The organism is Haloarcula sp. CBA1127 (genome assembly GCF_001485575.1).
Lineage (GTDB): Archaea > Halobacteriota > Halobacteria > Halobacteriales > Haloarculaceae > Haloarcula.
The window spans coordinates 48,487-63,710 of the sequence record NZ_BCNB01000004.1 but is presented as its reverse complement, the minus strand read 5'-3'; the positions used below and the strand labels follow the sequence as shown (position 1 = coordinate 63,710).

Annotated in this window: 19 protein-coding genes; 17 read left to right on the top strand and 2 right to left on the bottom strand. The window is 56.8% G+C overall.

Features of this window, described 5'->3' with window-relative positions:
- Window positions 1-17: 17 nt before the first annotated feature.
- From AV059_RS03575 to AV059_RS03550, 6 genes are all read left to right on the top strand, one after another.
- Window positions 18-1,163 carry an SOSS complex subunit B family protein gene (locus tag AV059_RS03575; RefSeq protein WP_058992390.1) on the top strand — a complete coding sequence of 382 codons (1,146 nt, stop codon included), beginning with the start codon at window positions 18-20 and terminating at the stop codon, window positions 1,161-1,163.
- A 469-nt stretch (window positions 1,164-1,632) separates the two neighbouring features.
- Window positions 1,633-1,962: a hypothetical protein gene (locus tag AV059_RS03570; protein WP_058992388.1), complete on the top strand. Its 330-nt coding sequence runs from the start codon at window positions 1,633-1,635 to the stop codon at window positions 1,960-1,962.
- A gap of 97 nt (window positions 1,963-2,059) precedes the next feature.
- Entirely contained in the window at window positions 2,060-2,425 is a 366-nt protein-coding gene (locus AV059_RS03565) for a hypothetical protein (protein ID WP_058992386.1), read from the top strand.
- A 136-nt stretch (window positions 2,426-2,561) separates the two neighbouring features.
- Window positions 2,562-3,224, top strand: a complete 663-nt coding sequence (locus AV059_RS03560) for a DUF6735 family protein (protein WP_058992384.1) — start codon at window positions 2,562-2,564, stop codon at window positions 3,222-3,224.
- A 78-nt stretch (window positions 3,225-3,302) separates the two neighbouring features.
- Window positions 3,303-4,253, top strand: coding sequence for a MarR family transcriptional regulator (locus tag AV059_RS03555; protein WP_058992382.1), 951 nt, complete (start codon window positions 3,303-3,305; stop codon window positions 4,251-4,253).
- Window positions 4,250-5,119: a hypothetical protein gene (locus tag AV059_RS03550; protein WP_058992380.1), complete on the top strand. Its 870-nt coding sequence runs from the start codon at window positions 4,250-4,252 to the stop codon at window positions 5,117-5,119. Before AV059_RS03555 ends, AV059_RS03550 begins: the two co-directional genes overlap by 4 nt.
- A gap of 530 nt (window positions 5,120-5,649) precedes the next feature.
- Here AV059_RS03550 and AV059_RS03545 read toward each other — a convergent pair.
- Together AV059_RS03545 and AV059_RS03540 are read right to left on the bottom strand one after the other, a co-directional pair.
- Window positions 5,650-6,150: a hypothetical protein gene (locus AV059_RS03545; RefSeq protein WP_058992378.1), complete on the bottom strand. Its 501-nt coding sequence runs from the start codon at window positions 6,148-6,150 to the stop codon at window positions 5,650-5,652.
- Window positions 6,143-6,823, bottom strand: a complete 681-nt coding sequence (locus tag AV059_RS03540) for a nucleotidyltransferase domain-containing protein (RefSeq protein WP_058992376.1) — start codon at window positions 6,821-6,823, stop codon at window positions 6,143-6,145. The genes AV059_RS03545 and AV059_RS03540 overlap by 8 nt, the downstream gene beginning before the upstream one ends.
- Before the next feature lie 680 nt (window positions 6,824-7,503).
- Here AV059_RS03540 and AV059_RS22740 point away from each other — a divergent pair.
- From AV059_RS22740 to AV059_RS03485, 11 genes are all read left to right on the top strand, one after another.
- Window positions 7,504-8,388: a hypothetical protein gene (locus AV059_RS22740; RefSeq protein ID WP_228841731.1), complete on the top strand. Its 885-nt coding sequence runs from the start codon at window positions 7,504-7,506 to the stop codon at window positions 8,386-8,388.
- A 3-nt stretch (window positions 8,389-8,391) separates the two neighbouring features.
- Entirely contained in the window at window positions 8,392-9,120 is a 729-nt protein-coding gene (locus tag AV059_RS03530; RefSeq protein WP_058992374.1) for a hypothetical protein, read from the top strand.
- A gap of 194 nt (window positions 9,121-9,314) precedes the next feature.
- Window positions 9,315-9,896 carry a hypothetical protein gene (locus AV059_RS03525; protein ID WP_058992372.1) on the top strand — a complete coding sequence of 194 codons (582 nt, stop codon included), beginning with the start codon at window positions 9,315-9,317 and terminating at the stop codon, window positions 9,894-9,896.
- Window positions 9,897-10,056: 160 nt separating this feature from the next.
- Window positions 10,057-10,626: a hypothetical protein gene (locus AV059_RS03520; RefSeq protein WP_154020986.1), complete on the top strand. Its 570-nt coding sequence runs from the start codon at window positions 10,057-10,059 to the stop codon at window positions 10,624-10,626.
- A 257-nt stretch (window positions 10,627-10,883) separates the two neighbouring features.
- Window positions 10,884-11,624 carry a hypothetical protein gene (locus tag AV059_RS03515; protein WP_058992368.1) on the top strand — a complete coding sequence of 247 codons (741 nt, stop codon included), beginning with the start codon at window positions 10,884-10,886 and terminating at the stop codon, window positions 11,622-11,624.
- Between the two features lie 138 nt (window positions 11,625-11,762).
- Window positions 11,763-11,996 carry a hypothetical protein gene (locus AV059_RS03510; RefSeq protein WP_058992366.1) on the top strand — a complete coding sequence of 78 codons (234 nt, stop codon included), beginning with the start codon at window positions 11,763-11,765 and terminating at the stop codon, window positions 11,994-11,996.
- Between the two features lie 93 nt (window positions 11,997-12,089).
- A complete protein-coding gene (locus tag AV059_RS03505; protein WP_058992363.1) occupies window positions 12,090-12,422 on the top strand; it encodes a hypothetical protein in 333 nt (110 codons plus the stop codon).
- A 197-nt stretch (window positions 12,423-12,619) separates the two neighbouring features.
- Window positions 12,620-13,168: a hypothetical protein gene (locus AV059_RS03500; RefSeq protein ID WP_050038647.1), complete on the top strand. Its 549-nt coding sequence runs from the start codon at window positions 12,620-12,622 to the stop codon at window positions 13,166-13,168.
- Window positions 13,169-13,296: 128 nt separating this feature from the next.
- Window positions 13,297-13,542 carry a hypothetical protein gene (locus AV059_RS03495; protein ID WP_228841730.1) on the top strand — a complete coding sequence of 82 codons (246 nt, stop codon included), beginning with the start codon at window positions 13,297-13,299 and terminating at the stop codon, window positions 13,540-13,542.
- Between the two features lie 173 nt (window positions 13,543-13,715).
- A complete protein-coding gene (locus AV059_RS03490; RefSeq protein WP_228841729.1) occupies window positions 13,716-14,273 on the top strand; it encodes a hypothetical protein in 558 nt (185 codons plus the stop codon).
- Window positions 14,274-14,416: 143 nt separating this feature from the next.
- Complete coding sequence (locus AV059_RS03485; RefSeq protein WP_058992359.1) at window positions 14,417-14,707, top strand: hypothetical protein; 291 nt, start codon at window positions 14,417-14,419, stop codon at window positions 14,705-14,707.
- The last annotated feature ends 517 nt before the right edge of the window (window positions 14,708-15,224 follow it).

The window sequence follows — 15,224 nt, the reverse complement described above, 5'->3', positions numbered from 1 at the left end:
GTTACCCCAGAAAGACAATGTACGCTACCAATTCCAGCGGTAAGAAAGCATCGGCAAGCAACCAAACGGTTACTCTCTCCGCCCACGTCGACGGCGGTCCCGAGCAACTTCTAGAGCAGGTCGCAGCAACCGAGAACGGCGACGAACTCGATTTCCGGATGAACAAGGGCAGCGACAGCCGTGGCAACTACTACGCCCGTCAAGAGGATTACACGCGCTACGACTGGACCCGCTCGACCGAGGTGGGGCCGGACCGATACTTTGGCGAAACTCTGGAACAGCAAGAGGAGCGCCACGGACGCGAGGCCGAGCAAGCCCGACATTCCGAGGTCGCACGCGCTCACGTCGACGGTCCCGACCGCGAAGCCTCGGCTCGCCAGCTCACCGAAGCCGAGACGGAACGTGCCGACGGTTTCCGCTCGCCGGCTGACCCCCGGCAGTGGATGGACCGCGACACGCTGGCCCGAGTCAACCAGCAGGCCGCAACGCTCGCAGACAAGACCAGTCTGTCACGGGCGGCGGCGGCTCGCCGACTCGCGGCCCTCGTGTCCGGGCAGATAGGCGACTGCAACGACCTGTATGAGGCGTCCTTTACCGTGCTTGCGGAAGCCCGCGACGAACTGGAATCACCCACGCCTATCGCGGATGTCTCGCCCTACGGCTACGAGTGTACCGTTGAGGGGGAAGTGACCCACATCATCGAGGACCCCGATGCTCGGAACCAGTACCAAGTGCTGTACCTCGAAGACGACGAGGGAACGAGCGCGAAGGTCACGGTCTGGGGCAAGTCCATGCACGGCGGCGAAATGGTCCGTACCCTCCACGAAGGCGACCGGGTGCGAATCTCCGGGGGCAAGCCAGACGAGTATAACGGCATGGCGACGGTGGCAGTCACGAGTGACACGCTCATGTGCGTCATCGAGCGCGGCGACGGTTCCGCGCCCACCGGACACGCTGGCTGTGCGTTCGGTTGCTCCGGCGAAAGCCGAACGGCGGCGTCGTGGGAGGCTGAGTCAGACACCCATCAGTGGGCCAACGAGCGGGACACTGACCGCGCGGTCGCCGTGACGCTCGGGAAGGCCCGCTGTCCCGAGTGTTCGGACCTCTTCGACACTGAGCATGGGGCCGCCACCCATCAGGGTCTCGTCCACTCCGCAGACTGACGCCCGATAGCGGGGGCGTCCCCCATCGAGCGGGGGCTTCCTCAGGCGGCGCGACGGTGCTCGCGCACGCGGCCTCGCCGCCGCCTCCGGCGAGCCGGGCGGCGGCGAAACAACCGCGCGCACGGACTGGAGCGCCAACAGCGACAGCGCGTCGACGTGGGTCAGTCTGATGGGGGCTATGGGAGGGCTGGTGGCCTGGTGTGTGCGTAGACGTGGGCCAGCCGGCCCGTGAGACACTGGGGCTGAGTGGCTGGTGGACGTGACAGCGCGCGACGCCGACGGGGCGCTGCGCTCGGCGCTATCGCGCGCCTCGCGGCGGTCCAATCGTGCCTGCAGTAGCGGGCGCGATCCGGCCCACCGCCGGGATGTGCGCGGGTGCCCCAGTCCAGTTTCTGTTGGTTATTCGTGCGTCACCATCCAAGAGTTCGGTAGCACGGCTACTTCAGACGACGCCACAGAGTAACTCGCAATGCCTGATACTGAGCCCCTCTATGACGTTCATGAGCAGACCGAGAATCCCGACCACGCATCGGTCGATGATGTAGTCGATCTCGTGTTAGAACGGGCGCAAAACCCGCGAAACGATCACGAGGACGGACATTTCGATACGGCGATGGCAACCATCATCGAGACCTACGGAATCGAGCCCGTCCGCACTGTTATCTATCGCGTCCTCGTCGACAACGAACCGTTCCGGACCGCCACGACTGGACTCGAATTACGTAACGTCGACGGCCTTCGGATCGGAACGACGGCTGGCTGGTTTCTCAACGAGCTGAACGCACGGAACCACGGCTGAGACTGTCGGGACCGGGTCCTGCCCCACGGCCGCTGATGTGCAGGTTTCTGTATGTGCCGAAACGGCTATCCAGCTATGTGCAAAACTCGCAGACGAAATGAGTGGCAGCGACGATCCACGCCGGGTTCACTTCCAATCTCCTGGGTATCTCGTCGACCGACTAGACGCGATTGCGGAACTCTTCGAGAAGGATCGGACAGATCTACTTGTTGAGGCGATTCACGAGTACATTGAGGACACTGCCAGTAGTGAGTCGTTCCAGAAACTCGTCGCAACGAAGTACTACGACGAGCAGCTCAAGTTCGAGACGGTCAAGCAGTTAGTCGGCGTCGAAACCGCCCAACACCTCCGTATTCTCAAAGCAGATCTTGAGGACGAACCACTTGATCTCGCTGCCCCTGACAATACCGATGTTTACGAAGGCGACGCGACGACGGTTGAGACCGCAGCCGACGAACGATGAGCGGCCGGCGGCTACGAACAGTCATCGGGTCCTCCAGACGGACCTCAGTTCCCGGGCTAATCGAGGAGTCTGTTTTTGTCCCCCCGAGGAGGTGCGGGGCGATCCAGTTGCGGTCGCCCTGCGAGGTGATTGTTCAATGGGACACCGCGCACTCGTTGCGTACGAACGTACAGACGGACAGTATACGCTCCACTACAGCCACTGGGGCGCTGCGAGCCTGAAGCTCAAACAGCGTATCTCAGCCGAGTCGCCGTTCGGTGGCGAAGACACTGACTCTAGGTGGGCGCAACAGTTGCTGGCGGAACTGGCTGATGGCCTCGGGGCAGATGCCGTTGATGGCTACCTCGCTGGCAAGGATCGATCGTCAACCGTCGTCGAGCCGAAGCCCCGCGCCACTAGGCTCACCCTTGAGGAGATCCTCGCTGACCATCTTGACTATCTTCATCACGAGGCGTTCTTCGTCGTGTCGTCGACGTTCGAGGTAACCGCCTACCGAACGCTGTGGTTCGGCCTGCAATACGACTCGGAGACGATCGAACAAGCAGAGACAGTGGGGAACGGCGCCCTCGCGACAGTACGCTGGCACAACTGCGAGCCAGTTGGCGACGGCCACCTGCAGGGGCAGTTCATGGCGCTCAAAGACGTCGTTGGTGACATGATCGACAAGGACATCTTCACGCCGTCGACCGCGAGGCAGTACCTGAAACAAAAGCTCGGCGAGCGGGTCGGAGACCAACAGGAACTGCTCATTCCGACCAGAGAATCACCCTTCGAGGAAGCAAGCCTGAACCATTCATAGTTCGAGAAGTTCTGTGCACAGCTTGTAAATAAAAATCCCAAAACATACTTATATGAATTGGACCTATAATTTACAAATATGCTGACGAAGGCCGGCCTCGCATTGCTAGACGCGCTTAGCGCTGGCCGTGCGGCAACGCCAGACGAACTCGCGACCGAAACCGAGTATTCACAGGACCACATCTACGACATCCTTGACGAGTTGCTCGAAAACGGGTTGCTCACTGAGACCCGTGGGTCGAAGAACCGGCGACTCGTCCGGGTGACTGACCATCCGGTCGTCGAGTCGTATCGAGACCTCCGTTCGAAGCTCAGGCACGTCGACTGGACTGAGATCCTTTCGCCAGCGACGTTACGGGTGTGCTGGTACCTCGACGAACCACGTCGAGCGACCGAAATCGCAGACCGACTCGACATCACTCGACAGGGCGTTCATAACGCGCTGTCGCCGCTCAAGCACCGTGCGATGCTGTCGCCGTCTGGACCGGAATACTCGTTGGCTGAAGACCTCTCGCCACTGCTAACGTTCGCACGAGCAGTCGTGACCCACGAACATCGTTCGCGAGTTCGAGAACTTGCCCCGAGTGCGACTGTCGAGTGGTGTGACCCGGAGCGAGCACTCAGCCGCGTCCAGACACCCGAGGATACGAATACACTAGAGTCGGCTGCTGAGTGGCGTCTCACTGGCCTCGCACGATTTCAGGAGTACGGCTTGCAGTTCTTCCTCGCCGGTGAACCCGCGTTCTGGTACGCTCCGGATGAAGACCTCACGCCCTCGGAGGTAGTGTGCCACACCCTCGTCCTCGATAGTGACTCTCGCCGCGTCAGTTATTCGATGCTGTTGATCGAGAAACTGGATATCGAACAGGAGACCCTCACAGAAACGGCAATGTGGTACGATCTGGAGACAACCGTGGCCGCGATGTACCGACACCTACACGGAGAGTTCGAGGTTGCTGATGACCTCCCTGTCTTCCTCCCGAGTGAAGCAGAATTTACCGCGCTCAAAGAGCAGTACGGTGTCCTATGACTGTTTTCAAAGGTGACGAGGCGATCAGAGCATTTCTGGAAGAGTTCGACAGCTGGCTCTCGGAATCCGTCGACGTGTATCTCCTCGGCGGCTCGGCGATGACGGTTCGAGGACTGAAAGACCAGACCGAGGATATCGACCTCGCGCTGGGTGTTGTATCCGAGTTCGAGCACGTCTATCAAGCGCTTCAGGCACAGGGGTTTGCGGTAGTTGGCGAGCCGACGGAGTCGTTCGCAGGTGTCGGGAAGACTGTCGAACTCCAGCACGAAGGCCGCGGGTTTCAGATCGATCTCTTCGAGCGGCAAGTCGTCGGGAAGGTGTGGATAACCGACCGAATGCATGACCGGGCGGAAGAGTTCTGGACCGGCGATCACGCGACGGCGTTCGTTCTCTCAGATGAGGATATGTTCCTGCTAAAAGCAGTCTCGGGTGGCAACCTGGCGAGTGGCCGTCGACGCGATATCGAGGACATGCGGAAGTACGCTCAGCGTGGCCTCAACTACGAGTCGATTCTGACCGAAATCAACGAACAGCGCCCGTTCAACACTGGCTCCACAGAAGCACGGCACATCCGCGACCGGTCTCATCCGCTGTTCACCATCGAGATGGCGGTCACGTCGCTGTCAGGCCTTCCGAATACGTTCACGTCTCGTATCGCTGCGTTCGCGACGGAATTTGAGGTCGAGTATACCGTCATCGGTGCGGTCGATGATGGACTAACTGATATCGAGAAAATTCGAACCCGTGTCCTCTCAAACGTGAGGGCGCTTTCTGACGACCAAGCGGACGCTGTTGACGAGGCTATTACTCGGTTAGTCGAAAAGCAGATTCTAGACCGACACGGAGATACTGTCCAGATCCGGTGATCATGTTTCCTATGCACCCCGGTCAAGAACGGCATGCCTCTCGGTTTCCCACTCATAGATGAAGCCACAAGGCCTGACTCCACGGGAGTTTAGGAAACCGCTCCAATTTGCACCGTTCAACTCGGCGAAGCGGTTTGCAAGATGGTCTGCAGAATCTGGACTCGCGCTGTGTCCCTGAAATAAAATTCGTGTCAATTCCACGTCATCGATATTGGTGGCATCTTTCGGAGTAAGCCGGCGTCGAACGCCGACAATCAGCAGGCCGTCGTCTACGTGTCAAGAGCGTGGGTCTGCCGGCCCGGGAGACACTATACTGGGTGACTGGTGGACGCGACAGCGCGCGACGCCACCGACAGACTCGCGATACTCGTCTGTCGAGCCCTCGTTCGCTACCGCTCACGAGGACGACGGGGCGCTGCGCTCGGCGCTATCGCGCGTCTCGCTTCGGTCCATCGTGCCTGCAGTAGCGGGCGCGATCCCGGCCGACAAAGAGGAGGGAACGAGGAAGCCGCATTTCTTGGCAGGGATGATTACTGTGTTGTCTCCCCACAGATACACTCATGTCCCTTTCGAGATCGCCCAGTGATGTATCTATGAATCTCAGTTGCGAGTTCGTACATCGCTTCGGCACGCGCTGCTGAGGCGAGTCCATCCTGATAGTAGGTTTTTGCTCGGTGATCGCGCCAGAGATCTGCGAGGTCTGCGGCCATCGATTCTCCAAAGACACCGGCCGCTGCCGCCTCCCGGTAGACCCCGGGATGCGTCCCGGGGAGATCATCCGGCTGCATCGTTCCGCGTTCAAGGAGCCGGAATTCCACAGTCCGTTCGATAGCGACGAACGACGCTTCGATAACGAGCGTGTAGTAGTTCGCGTTTTGAAGTGCCTCAGCGCCGGCAAGTAAGCGACAGGCCTTCCGCAATTGGAGGATGGCAGCACCCTCAACAGCTAGTCCGGTTTCGATTTCTGTTGGACGACGGTCGAACGCGGCTTGCACGTTATCGATGAGTTGCTCGATTCGCGTACTACTCATCGGCGACGGCCTCCTTTCGGACTGAGTCGAGTTGGTCGCTGCCGTACACCGTAATTCCCTCGGCGAATATTTCACGGAGTTTTGACCCGGCTCTATATGCGCTTTCCGCAGATTCGACATACGGCTCGAACGCGAACCGCTCACCGTCGAAGCGGTCGGACTGGAGATCACCAACAACGTCGGTAATCCGCCGGCGTGCTGTCGTCCGATCACCATCGACAACGACGAAACAATCGATGTCGCTCTGGCGATCAGCCTCGCCCCGAGCAACGCTCCCAAAGACAACGATGCCGAGTAGTTCGTCGACGTCGTCGGCGTCAGTCAGCGCGGCTTGCGCGCGGTCAACGAATGTCCGGATCGGTGCATGGAACTCAGACTGCGGAATGGCAAGGATTGGGTCGTCTTTCTGGAGTCGGTTTGGGTTGATTGTAATGTAGTTTCGTTGTGGCGTCTCTCGAATTTGGATAGCCCCAATACTGTCGAGGAGGCTGACAGCCCGCCAGACCGTCGAGCGGGTGACTCCTGTGGCGTCGACGAGTTCGGGAATCGTAAACTCCGCATCGTGGGCATCGACGAGCAGTCGTAGGATGTCGTCTGCGGCACTGATACGAAAGACATCGGTATCCGAGTCAGGATATGCATCGATGCTGACCGTTATATCTCGTTTCGCCATTTCAGACACTATCTGATTTTGTGCAACAGCATATAAATAGGTAGCGGCGTCGAGTAATAGGGCAGTATCCCATGCAGGTAATTCAAGCCCGCTGTCGGTTCCAGCGTCGTTGGCCCGACACTGATCTGGAGACGATGCTGCTACTGCTTGGGCCAGTTTCAGACTGAGTCGGATCCAGCAGAGAGTCCCGACTGCTAAACGGTTCGACGAGAGCTTTGCAGGTGGGAGGATCGATCCCGAGTGGGTCTGCGAGGGAGACGATCAGCTTGGTCGTTGCTCCGTTATTTACGCTCCAAGATCAGGAACCAGTTGCTGATTGGTGGCTCCTCCAGCTAATACTTAGTGAGTCGACAGTCTCGGAGTGTGTGAAATGAATTGCAGGCATGAGTCCACTGCCTTGGGACCAACTGGAATAAACAGTGGGTGTCGCGACAGCGCGCGACGCCACTGCCAGACTCGCGATGCTCGTCTGTCGTGTCCTCGTTCGCGTGCGCTCACTCGGACGACGGTGCGCTGCGCTCGGCGCGGTCGCGCGTCTCGCTTCGGTCCAATCGTGCCTGCAGTAGCGGGCGCGATCCCCGCCAAGAACTGTCCGGGTCCCGGCTGAATACAGCTCTAAATTACGATAGCTGAATTCGACGAAAGCAACGTGAATTTGAGCTGTTAGGATTCAGATGGCAATGCCAGCCATGACAATTGCTGCGATGGCTGGCCTGAGCATAATGTACACCCTGTCGATGTTCGCTGGTTCGCTGGGTGGCGCTGCAGGGGCCGCTGCCGGTACAGTGTCAAAAGGCCTGTCGAAGGGCAAAAACACAGTTGCTGGCGTGGTCGGAATCGGCGGCACCGGCGGTTCAGGCCCGACACCAGCGTCTAAAACGGGCGTTGTCGCATCGACTGTCCCGATGGAAGGCGGTTCTACCGACTCCCAGTCAGATTCGTCGGTGGCCGACAACACGGCACAGGACTTGTCAGCCACGTCGGTGACGGAATCAGGACAAGCCACTCTGGAGCAATACGAAGACGGAACGACACCAGATGCACCGGCAAATCAGACTTCAGACAGCGACGGGTATCAAGAGCCATCAGAGCAATCGCTCAGTGAACTTGATGACCGCGAGGCGTTCGAAGCCGCGGTCTCCGACGACTGGTCGGACGAGCAGGTCGACGACCTCTGGGAACTCAACAGTAAACACGAGGACGGCTCCGTTGGCCAGAGCCTCGCAGCCGAAGCGCTCAAATCTGTCGTCGGCAAAGAACTCGGTGCGCTCATTGGCGGCGCGGTTGGCGGCATTCCGGGCGCGCTCATGGGCGGCGCCGCAGGCTGGGCCACACAGAAATCTGTCGAGCGCTACGGTGACGGCATTTCCAAACGTCTGCCCGACGACGTCCGCACTCGCTTTGCCGACACCGTCGACACCGTCACCACCAAAGCTGATATGTGGGCCAGTGACATCAAAATGGGATGGGATGTCGGGACCGGTCGGTATCAGTCCAGCGACCACTCTGGTGGTGCTGGGGGCGGAGTTGAGAGTGTGGACAATACCCACGACAAGTACTCGTAAATCATGGAAACAAGCTTACTCGGTCACGATGACGAAGATTGCGGCATAGAGGTGTTCGATGAGCATGGCAATCGTCACGTCATCTCTGTAGAGTGGGATGGAACGATTGATCAACACGCAACGCAAGATTATCCCAACGAACGGGCCAACCGTACTGAGGAAGAACAGCGAATCTTATCTCAAGTCGAGGAACGAGCGAAGTACGCTGCTCAGCAGGAGTTTCCGGAGGAAGATATCTTGGAGCCGATGTGGGACCCAGACCATATCAGGCGGGGAATAGAAGCGGTCAAAGCGTACCAACTTGATGATTTCCACCGGGAGTTTCGGGATTTCTACGAAGCGTTAGACGACCCCGCTGGATACGCCCCTGAACCTCGGGAGTCCGTCGTTGTCGAGTCGGCGCGTATCTACAAAGCGTTCACCATCACGCCGGAGAACCGTATCGATGAAGTGCTTGATGTTGTGCTGAGCTATGAACGACCGGACGGCAGCGATGGAACTGTCGGCCAGACACGAGAGTTAGACGACAGTCTCATCCTCTGTGTGATACCCGCACTAGACATCGGCGAAGGCTTCGACTACCAAGAGGAGTTCCACAAGCTCGTTCTGACCCACCTCCTCGCTCAGATCCGAGATATATATCTCGATATGGGCGAAGAACCGCCAGACGAGTACAAAGTCCAAGGCGTCGGCAAGCTCAATATCCACGGCGACGGTATCGGCGAGACCTAACAGTAGTGTGTTGAATCCATCTGCGACCACTGACAGTCTGATCCAATATTGCCTGTTCTACTGACTCCCAGCCGGGTTCAGCAGCGACCGATACCACGGCCCAGGAGCTGTCAGCCACCTCAGCGGTAGCTCCGGATGGTGGCAGTGCTGACTCACAGCCATCAGAACCGTCGGTCAGCGACACCTCCTACGAGATGGAGTCCGTGCGGGACATCAGGGATAAACCGGGCTACGGGACGGATGAGGACCCTGCCCAGAAACATGACCTCGACGAGATGAGCAGCTACGAGTTCCGCCAGAAATCCGAGGAGGCCCAACAAGAAATTATCGAACAAGCCTTCGAGAACGACGACATCGATGCGCTGAGCGAAGGCATCGGCGAAATTGGCGACAAAGACTTCAGCGACCACCTCAAAGCCGGCGGCAAGAAAGGTGCGTTCAAGTCAATCGCTAAAGGCGGGATCGCTGGTGCAGGTCTCATGCTTGGGACGGCTAGTGGTGGCCTCCCCGCCATCGCTGCCGCTGCAGCCATCGGCGGCGCAGGCGGCTTCGGGACCGGAGTCGCCAAGTCCATTGGTCTCGATAAACTCGACAGAGACTACCAGAGCTGGGATGGCATCACAAACGAAGTCCCGAAAGACGTCGGGAACGCCGTCGACAGCATCCGTGATGTCGTTGGCCTCTCTGGTGGAGACAAAGACACGCAGAAAGCGACTGGCGATGCCGAAGCTGGTAGTGACTTCGACAGTGAAAATGTGAAAGATTATGAAAACTGAAATACGCGGCCACGACGACGAAGATTGCAGTGTAGAAGTATATGATAATAACGGCGATAGGCACATAATTAGAATAAGTTGGGATGGGACAGTGCTCAATCACGCACAAGAGACATACCCACACGAGGCTTCAGAGCGTACGGACGAACAAGAGCGGATCATGCAGCAGGTCCGCATACGCGCTGAATACGCGGCACACGCTCACTTCGAGGACGAAGACATTATTGAAGACCCGGCCTGGCTCCCGGGCGAGATAGAGCGAGCGATGGAAGTCATCCGCACCCTGCCCACGGAAACATTCGCCGAACACTTCCGCGAGTATTACGACGCCGTCCGGGACCACACGGGCGAGCGTATCGACGACGATGTTCAAGCGGTTGTACGTATTCGAAAACTCATCTACATCTCTGACGATAACGAGCTTGTCCACACAACGCCGGCAAAAATCCAGTACATGGACACCGATGGAGAAACTCAAGTCACAAATCTCAGCGCCGAGGGGCCAGACGGCTTCGATAGTTTCGTCGTCACGCTCCCACCACTAACGTTCGAGCGCGACGACTTCGAGTTCCCCGAGTCATTCCAAGCACTCGTCGTCAGCAATCTCATGTGCCAGATCCGGGACATCTACCTCAACATGGGCGAGGAGCCGCCCACCGAATACCAGGTAGAAGGCATTGGCAAGACTGCGACCCTCCACGATGGACTTGTTTCCCGACCAAACGGATAAATCCTGAAACAGACCGATACAGATTATCAGAGCTGGGATGGCATCACAAACGAAGTTCCGAAAGACGCCAGCAATGTCGCCGACAGTATCCGCGATGTCCTTGACTTCTCACCGGGCCAGAAAGACACTCAGAGAGCGACTGGCAGTGCTAAAGCAAACACTCACGAAACAGACAACAGATTCAACAACGAAGATAATTAAATCAGAAATATAGAGCAAAGTGGATGGTATAAATCAACCAAAGAAAGGAAGTAATTATGGAAGCAAACATACTCGGACACGATGAGAGAGGGGTTGGTGTCGAAGTTTTCGATACCAATGGAGACAGACACACGTTTGAACTCGATTGGGATGGGAATATTGAAAAACACGGACAGGATGTATACCCGCGTGAGGCTTCAGAGCGCACGGACGAACAAGAGCGGATCATGCAGCAGGTCCGCATACGCGCTGAATACGCGGCACACGCTCACTTCGAAGACGAAGACATTATTGAGAGTCCGGCGTGGCTCCCGGGCGAGATAGAGCGAGCGATGGAAGTTATGCGCACCCTGCCCACCGAGACATTCGCCGAACACTTCCGTGAGTATTACGACGCCGTTCGGGACCACACGGGCGAGCGTATCGACGACGGTGTCCAATCCGTTGACCGCATTCGGAAGCACATCTACATTTCTGATGACAACGAATTCGTTGACTCATCAAAAACGAGCATCCAATATACAGATACCGGTGGTGAAACGCGAGCCACCGTCAAAAGTGCCGACGATCCGCCCGCTGCTGACCGATTTGTCGTCACGCTCCCAGCACTAACGTTCGAACGTGACGATTTCGAGTTCCCCGAATCATTCCAGGCACTCGTCGTCAGCAATCTCATGTGCCAGATCCGGGACATCTACCTCAACATGGGCGAAGAACCACCCACCGAATACCAGGTCGAAGGCATCGGCAAAACGGCGACCCTCCACGATGGACTTGTCTCCCGGCCGGATGGCTGATACAAGACCTGAACAAGCGAAGAGTCCAACACTGACTGGCCGACTCGTTGGCACTGATGCAAAGAGACAGACGCAATCAGAGTTTTTAGCAGGATAATATCGGCAAGTATATTCCGAAATAAATGCTGTATTGAATTAATGGTCGAATACAGTTGGGGGCTATTCGGGCTGCTTGCAGTGGCACAGTTTATTGGAACCGGAATGTACGTTCGGAACTTGACTGACAGGCCCGAGGTGCCCGACATGATTGTCTCGCTCTTATTGATCATCGCTGGCACTGTAATCGGGCTTATCTGGACGCTTCAATGGGCGGTTCTCGTCATGCTTGGAGGGGCGGTGACCAACGTCTGGGATGACAGGCATATGGAGTAATAGTGAACCAACGGCTCCGTTTGAGACACCAGTTCTGATTAATGAACTCAAATCACGATGCGGTCGGCGTGGGAGACTACGAATTGAAATTCAATGCGGTCGGGCCGCAAACTCCTCGGGGAGATGATGGGGCCAGCCGGCGGCACAGTGGCCGGAGCCGCTGCCACCGCAGTCGGACTCTCTGGCGGTCTCGCCGTTGCCGCCGGGACTGTCGCCCTCGCCGGAACAATCACCTTCGCTGGAAAACAAATGAACAAGCAAGGCCTTCGGGACGGCATTTCCAACACGGCCTCTGCTGTCTCAGACCTGACCGTTGACGCCTACTCAGACTTCAAGGAAAGCATGGCTCAATCCAGAGTGGCTGCCGAAGAGGCGCAAGGGGCTGCAGGGAACGGAGGCAAGCACAGCAGTAACCGGTTTGATTAGGGAAACATCATTTGATAAAAATGAGAATAGACATACTAGGTCACGATGATCAGGCCATCGGCGTAGAAGTGTATGACGAACGAGATGTTCGTCACATAGTTAATGTAGAATGGACAGGAAATGTTGAGAAGCACACACTTGACGAGAATTCGTATCCATTTAAAAAAGAAAATCGAACCGAGGAAGAGCAGCGAATAATGACTCAGGTCGAAGCCCGCGCACGGTTTGCAGCCCAACAGGAGTTCCCAGAGGCGGATATCCTGAGCCCGATGTGGCGGCCAGAACACATCAAGGCTGGTATCGAGGCATTCAGCAACTACCCCATGGAACAATTCTTAGAAGATTTCCGAGAGTACTACGAAGCGCTCAGAGACCCGATGCAGTACATCGACGATAGTCCCGTCAATCAAGAGTCAATTATCGTCAACTTAGCCGTCCACTTCGATGATAGCGAAGTACTCGACGTATCAGACGTGGTTATCGACTACAAACTCACCGATGGTAGTGAGCACCGCATCGGCTCCAATCCGTCGTACCCCAACAAGGAACTCATCTTCGCGATGCCGGAACTGGAATTCGCTGACGGGTTCGAGTATGAAGAAGAATTCACTGATGTGATTATGTCACACCTGATGGCCCAAATTCGGGATATCTACCTCAACATGGGCGAAGACCCACCGGCAGAGTATCGCGTCGAAGGTATCGGCAAACTCAATATCGTCGGCGATGGTATCGGTGCAACGTAGAACTCAACAGTAAACACGAGGACGGCTCCGTTGGCCAGAGCCTCGCAGCCGAAGCGCTCAAATCTGTCGTCGGCAAAGAGGTCGGTGCGCTCATTGGCGGCGCGGTTGGCGGCATTCCGGGCGCTCTCATGGGCGGCGCCGCAGGCTGGGCCACACAGAAATCTGTCGAGCGCTACGGTGACGGCATTGCCCAACGCATACCCGACGATGTCCGCACTCGCTTTACCGACACCGTCGACACCGTCACCACCAAAGCTGATATGTGGGCCAGTGACATCAAAATGGGATGGGATGTCGGGACCGGTCGGTATCAGTCCAGCGACCACTCTAGTGGTGCTGGAATTGCAACCAATAACGAGACCGAATTCGAATAATTATGCAAACAGGACTACTCGGTCATGATGAGAAGAATTGTGGAATCGAAGTGTATGACGAGAACGGGAACCGTCATGCTATAACAATTTCAATGGATGGTAAAATACGAGAACACGGCACGCAAGACTATCCTCTAAAGCCGGAAGATCGAACCGAGGAGGAACAGCGAATCATGTCCCAAGTCGAAGAGCGAGCGAAGTACGCTGCTCAGCAGGAGTTTCCGGAGGAAGATATCTTGAAGCCGATGTGGGACCCGGACCATATCAAGCGGGGAATAGAAGCGCTGAAAGCGTACCAACTCGATGATTTCCACCGGGAGTTCCGGGATTTCTACGAGGCGTTAGACGACCCCGCTGGATACGCCTCTGAACCCCGGGAGTCCGTCATTGTCGAGTCGGCGCGTATCTACAAAGCGTTCACCATCACGCCGGAGAACCGTATCGATGAAGTGCTTGATGTTGTGCTGAGCTATGAACGACCGGACGGCAGCGATGGGACTGTCGGCCAGACACGAGAGTTAGACGACAGTCTCATCCTCTGTGTGATACCCGCACTAGACATCGGCGAAGGCTTCGACTACCAAGAGGAGTTCCACAAGCTCGTTCTGACCCACCTCCTCGCTCAGATCCGAGATATCTATCTCGATATGGGCGAAGAACCGCCAGACGAGTACAAAGTCCAGGGCGTCGGTAAACTCAATATCCACGGCGACGGTATCGGCGAGACCTAACAGTAGTGTGTTGAATCCATCTGCGACCACTGCTAGTCTGATCCAATATTGCCTGTTCTACTGACGGCCAACCGGGTTCATCAGCGACCAATACCACGGTTCAGGACCCATTAGCCACCTCAACGAGTGGTGGTACAGGTCTCATGCTTGGGACGGCTAGTGGTGGCCTCCCCGCCATCGCTGCCGCTGCAGCCATCGGCGGCGCAGGCGGCTTCAAGAGCGGAGTCGCCAAGTCCATTGGTCTCAATAAATACGCCAACCAAGACTACCAGAACCGGAATGGCATCACAAACGAACTCCCGAATTACGATGAATATCTGCGACGAAACCAATGCGAGGTTAACCTATTAGGATTCAGATACAAAGCTCCGGACAAGGTGGTGTGGACCTCAGTCAGTGAGTGGCGAGTTGTGCGCCATGAAGGCTCGAAGTGAGCGCGACTCGAACGTGGGTCTGCCAACTCTGGCTCAGTTCGGATGGGTCCGTGATCGGCGTGGCGCTGGACGTCGGTGAACCGATGGCGTGCTGGGGCATCGGAATCGCATGACTCTCGTGTGGGTTGGCCCGTCGTGTGCAGTTCCACTCAGACACTGGCAGGTGTGCCGGGATATATCTGTATTCCAATAGGTGCTTGCGAGGACTGTGCGGGCAGCCTTCACTCCATCCGAGTTCCGAGATACGTCGCCGGCATCTATGTTCTATTTCTTATGTATTCTCGTCAAACTCATCCGCCTCACGACTGAATCCCTGCGGACAAGATAAAGAGTGTAAACAATCCGGGTATATCGGTGAATTACCCCGCCGCCGTCTTGCGATTTGGTACTAGTTCAGTCGGAGGGTGGTAATTCAGTGCCGGTGATTCAAACCGGGCAAAACCGACGCCGTCTTGCGATTTCGAGGTGATAGTGATAGAAATGAAAGAATTTACCAAATTTTGATATTTGAGCGGAG

What these genes read in the sequence shown, in the direction of transcription:
- AV059_RS22740 (WP_228841731.1), top strand. Translation starts at nt 7,504, where the DNA reads ATGCCAGCCATGACAATTGCTGCGATGGCTGGCCTGAGCATAATGTAC.
- AV059_RS03540 (WP_058992376.1), bottom strand. Translation starts at nt 6,823, where the DNA reads ATGGCGAAACGAGATATAACGGTCAGCATCGATGCATATCCTGACTCG.
- AV059_RS03485 (WP_058992359.1), top strand. Translation starts at nt 14,417, where the DNA reads ATGCTTGGGACGGCTAGTGGTGGCCTCCCCGCCATCGCTGCCGCTGCA.
- AV059_RS03575 (WP_058992390.1), top strand. Translation starts at nt 18, where the DNA reads ATGTACGCTACCAATTCCAGCGGTAAGAAAGCATCGGCAAGCAACCAA.
- AV059_RS03505 (WP_058992363.1), top strand. Translation starts at nt 12,090, where the DNA reads ATGCGGTCGGGCCGCAAACTCCTCGGGGAGATGATGGGGCCAGCCGGC.
- AV059_RS03560 (WP_058992384.1), top strand. Translation starts at nt 2,562, where the DNA reads ATGGGACACCGCGCACTCGTTGCGTACGAACGTACAGACGGACAGTAT.
- AV059_RS03495 (WP_228841730.1), top strand. Translation starts at nt 13,297, where the DNA reads ATGGGCGGCGCCGCAGGCTGGGCCACACAGAAATCTGTCGAGCGCTAC.
- AV059_RS03555 (WP_058992382.1), top strand. Translation starts at nt 3,303, where the DNA reads ATGCTGACGAAGGCCGGCCTCGCATTGCTAGACGCGCTTAGCGCTGGC.
- AV059_RS03525 (WP_058992372.1), top strand. Translation starts at nt 9,315, where the DNA reads ATGGAGTCCGTGCGGGACATCAGGGATAAACCGGGCTACGGGACGGAT.
- AV059_RS03530 (WP_058992374.1), top strand. Translation starts at nt 8,392, where the DNA reads ATGGAAACAAGCTTACTCGGTCACGATGACGAAGATTGCGGCATAGAG.
- AV059_RS03545 (WP_058992378.1), bottom strand. Translation starts at nt 6,150, where the DNA reads ATGAGTAGTACGCGAATCGAGCAACTCATCGATAACGTGCAAGCCGCG.
- AV059_RS03490 (WP_228841729.1), top strand. Translation starts at nt 13,716, where the DNA reads ATGTCCCAAGTCGAAGAGCGAGCGAAGTACGCTGCTCAGCAGGAGTTT.
- AV059_RS03520 (WP_154020986.1), top strand. Translation starts at nt 10,057, where the DNA reads ATGCAGCAGGTCCGCATACGCGCTGAATACGCGGCACACGCTCACTTC.
- AV059_RS03565 (WP_058992386.1), top strand. Translation starts at nt 2,060, where the DNA reads ATGAGTGGCAGCGACGATCCACGCCGGGTTCACTTCCAATCTCCTGGG.
- AV059_RS03500 (WP_050038647.1), top strand. Translation starts at nt 12,620, where the DNA reads ATGACTCAGGTCGAAGCCCGCGCACGGTTTGCAGCCCAACAGGAGTTC.
- AV059_RS03510 (WP_058992366.1), top strand. Translation starts at nt 11,763, where the DNA reads ATGGTCGAATACAGTTGGGGGCTATTCGGGCTGCTTGCAGTGGCACAG.
- AV059_RS03570 (WP_058992388.1), top strand. Translation starts at nt 1,633, where the DNA reads ATGCCTGATACTGAGCCCCTCTATGACGTTCATGAGCAGACCGAGAAT.
- AV059_RS03550 (WP_058992380.1), top strand. Translation starts at nt 4,250, where the DNA reads ATGACTGTTTTCAAAGGTGACGAGGCGATCAGAGCATTTCTGGAAGAG.
- AV059_RS03515 (WP_058992368.1), top strand. Translation starts at nt 10,884, where the DNA reads ATGGAAGCAAACATACTCGGACACGATGAGAGAGGGGTTGGTGTCGAA.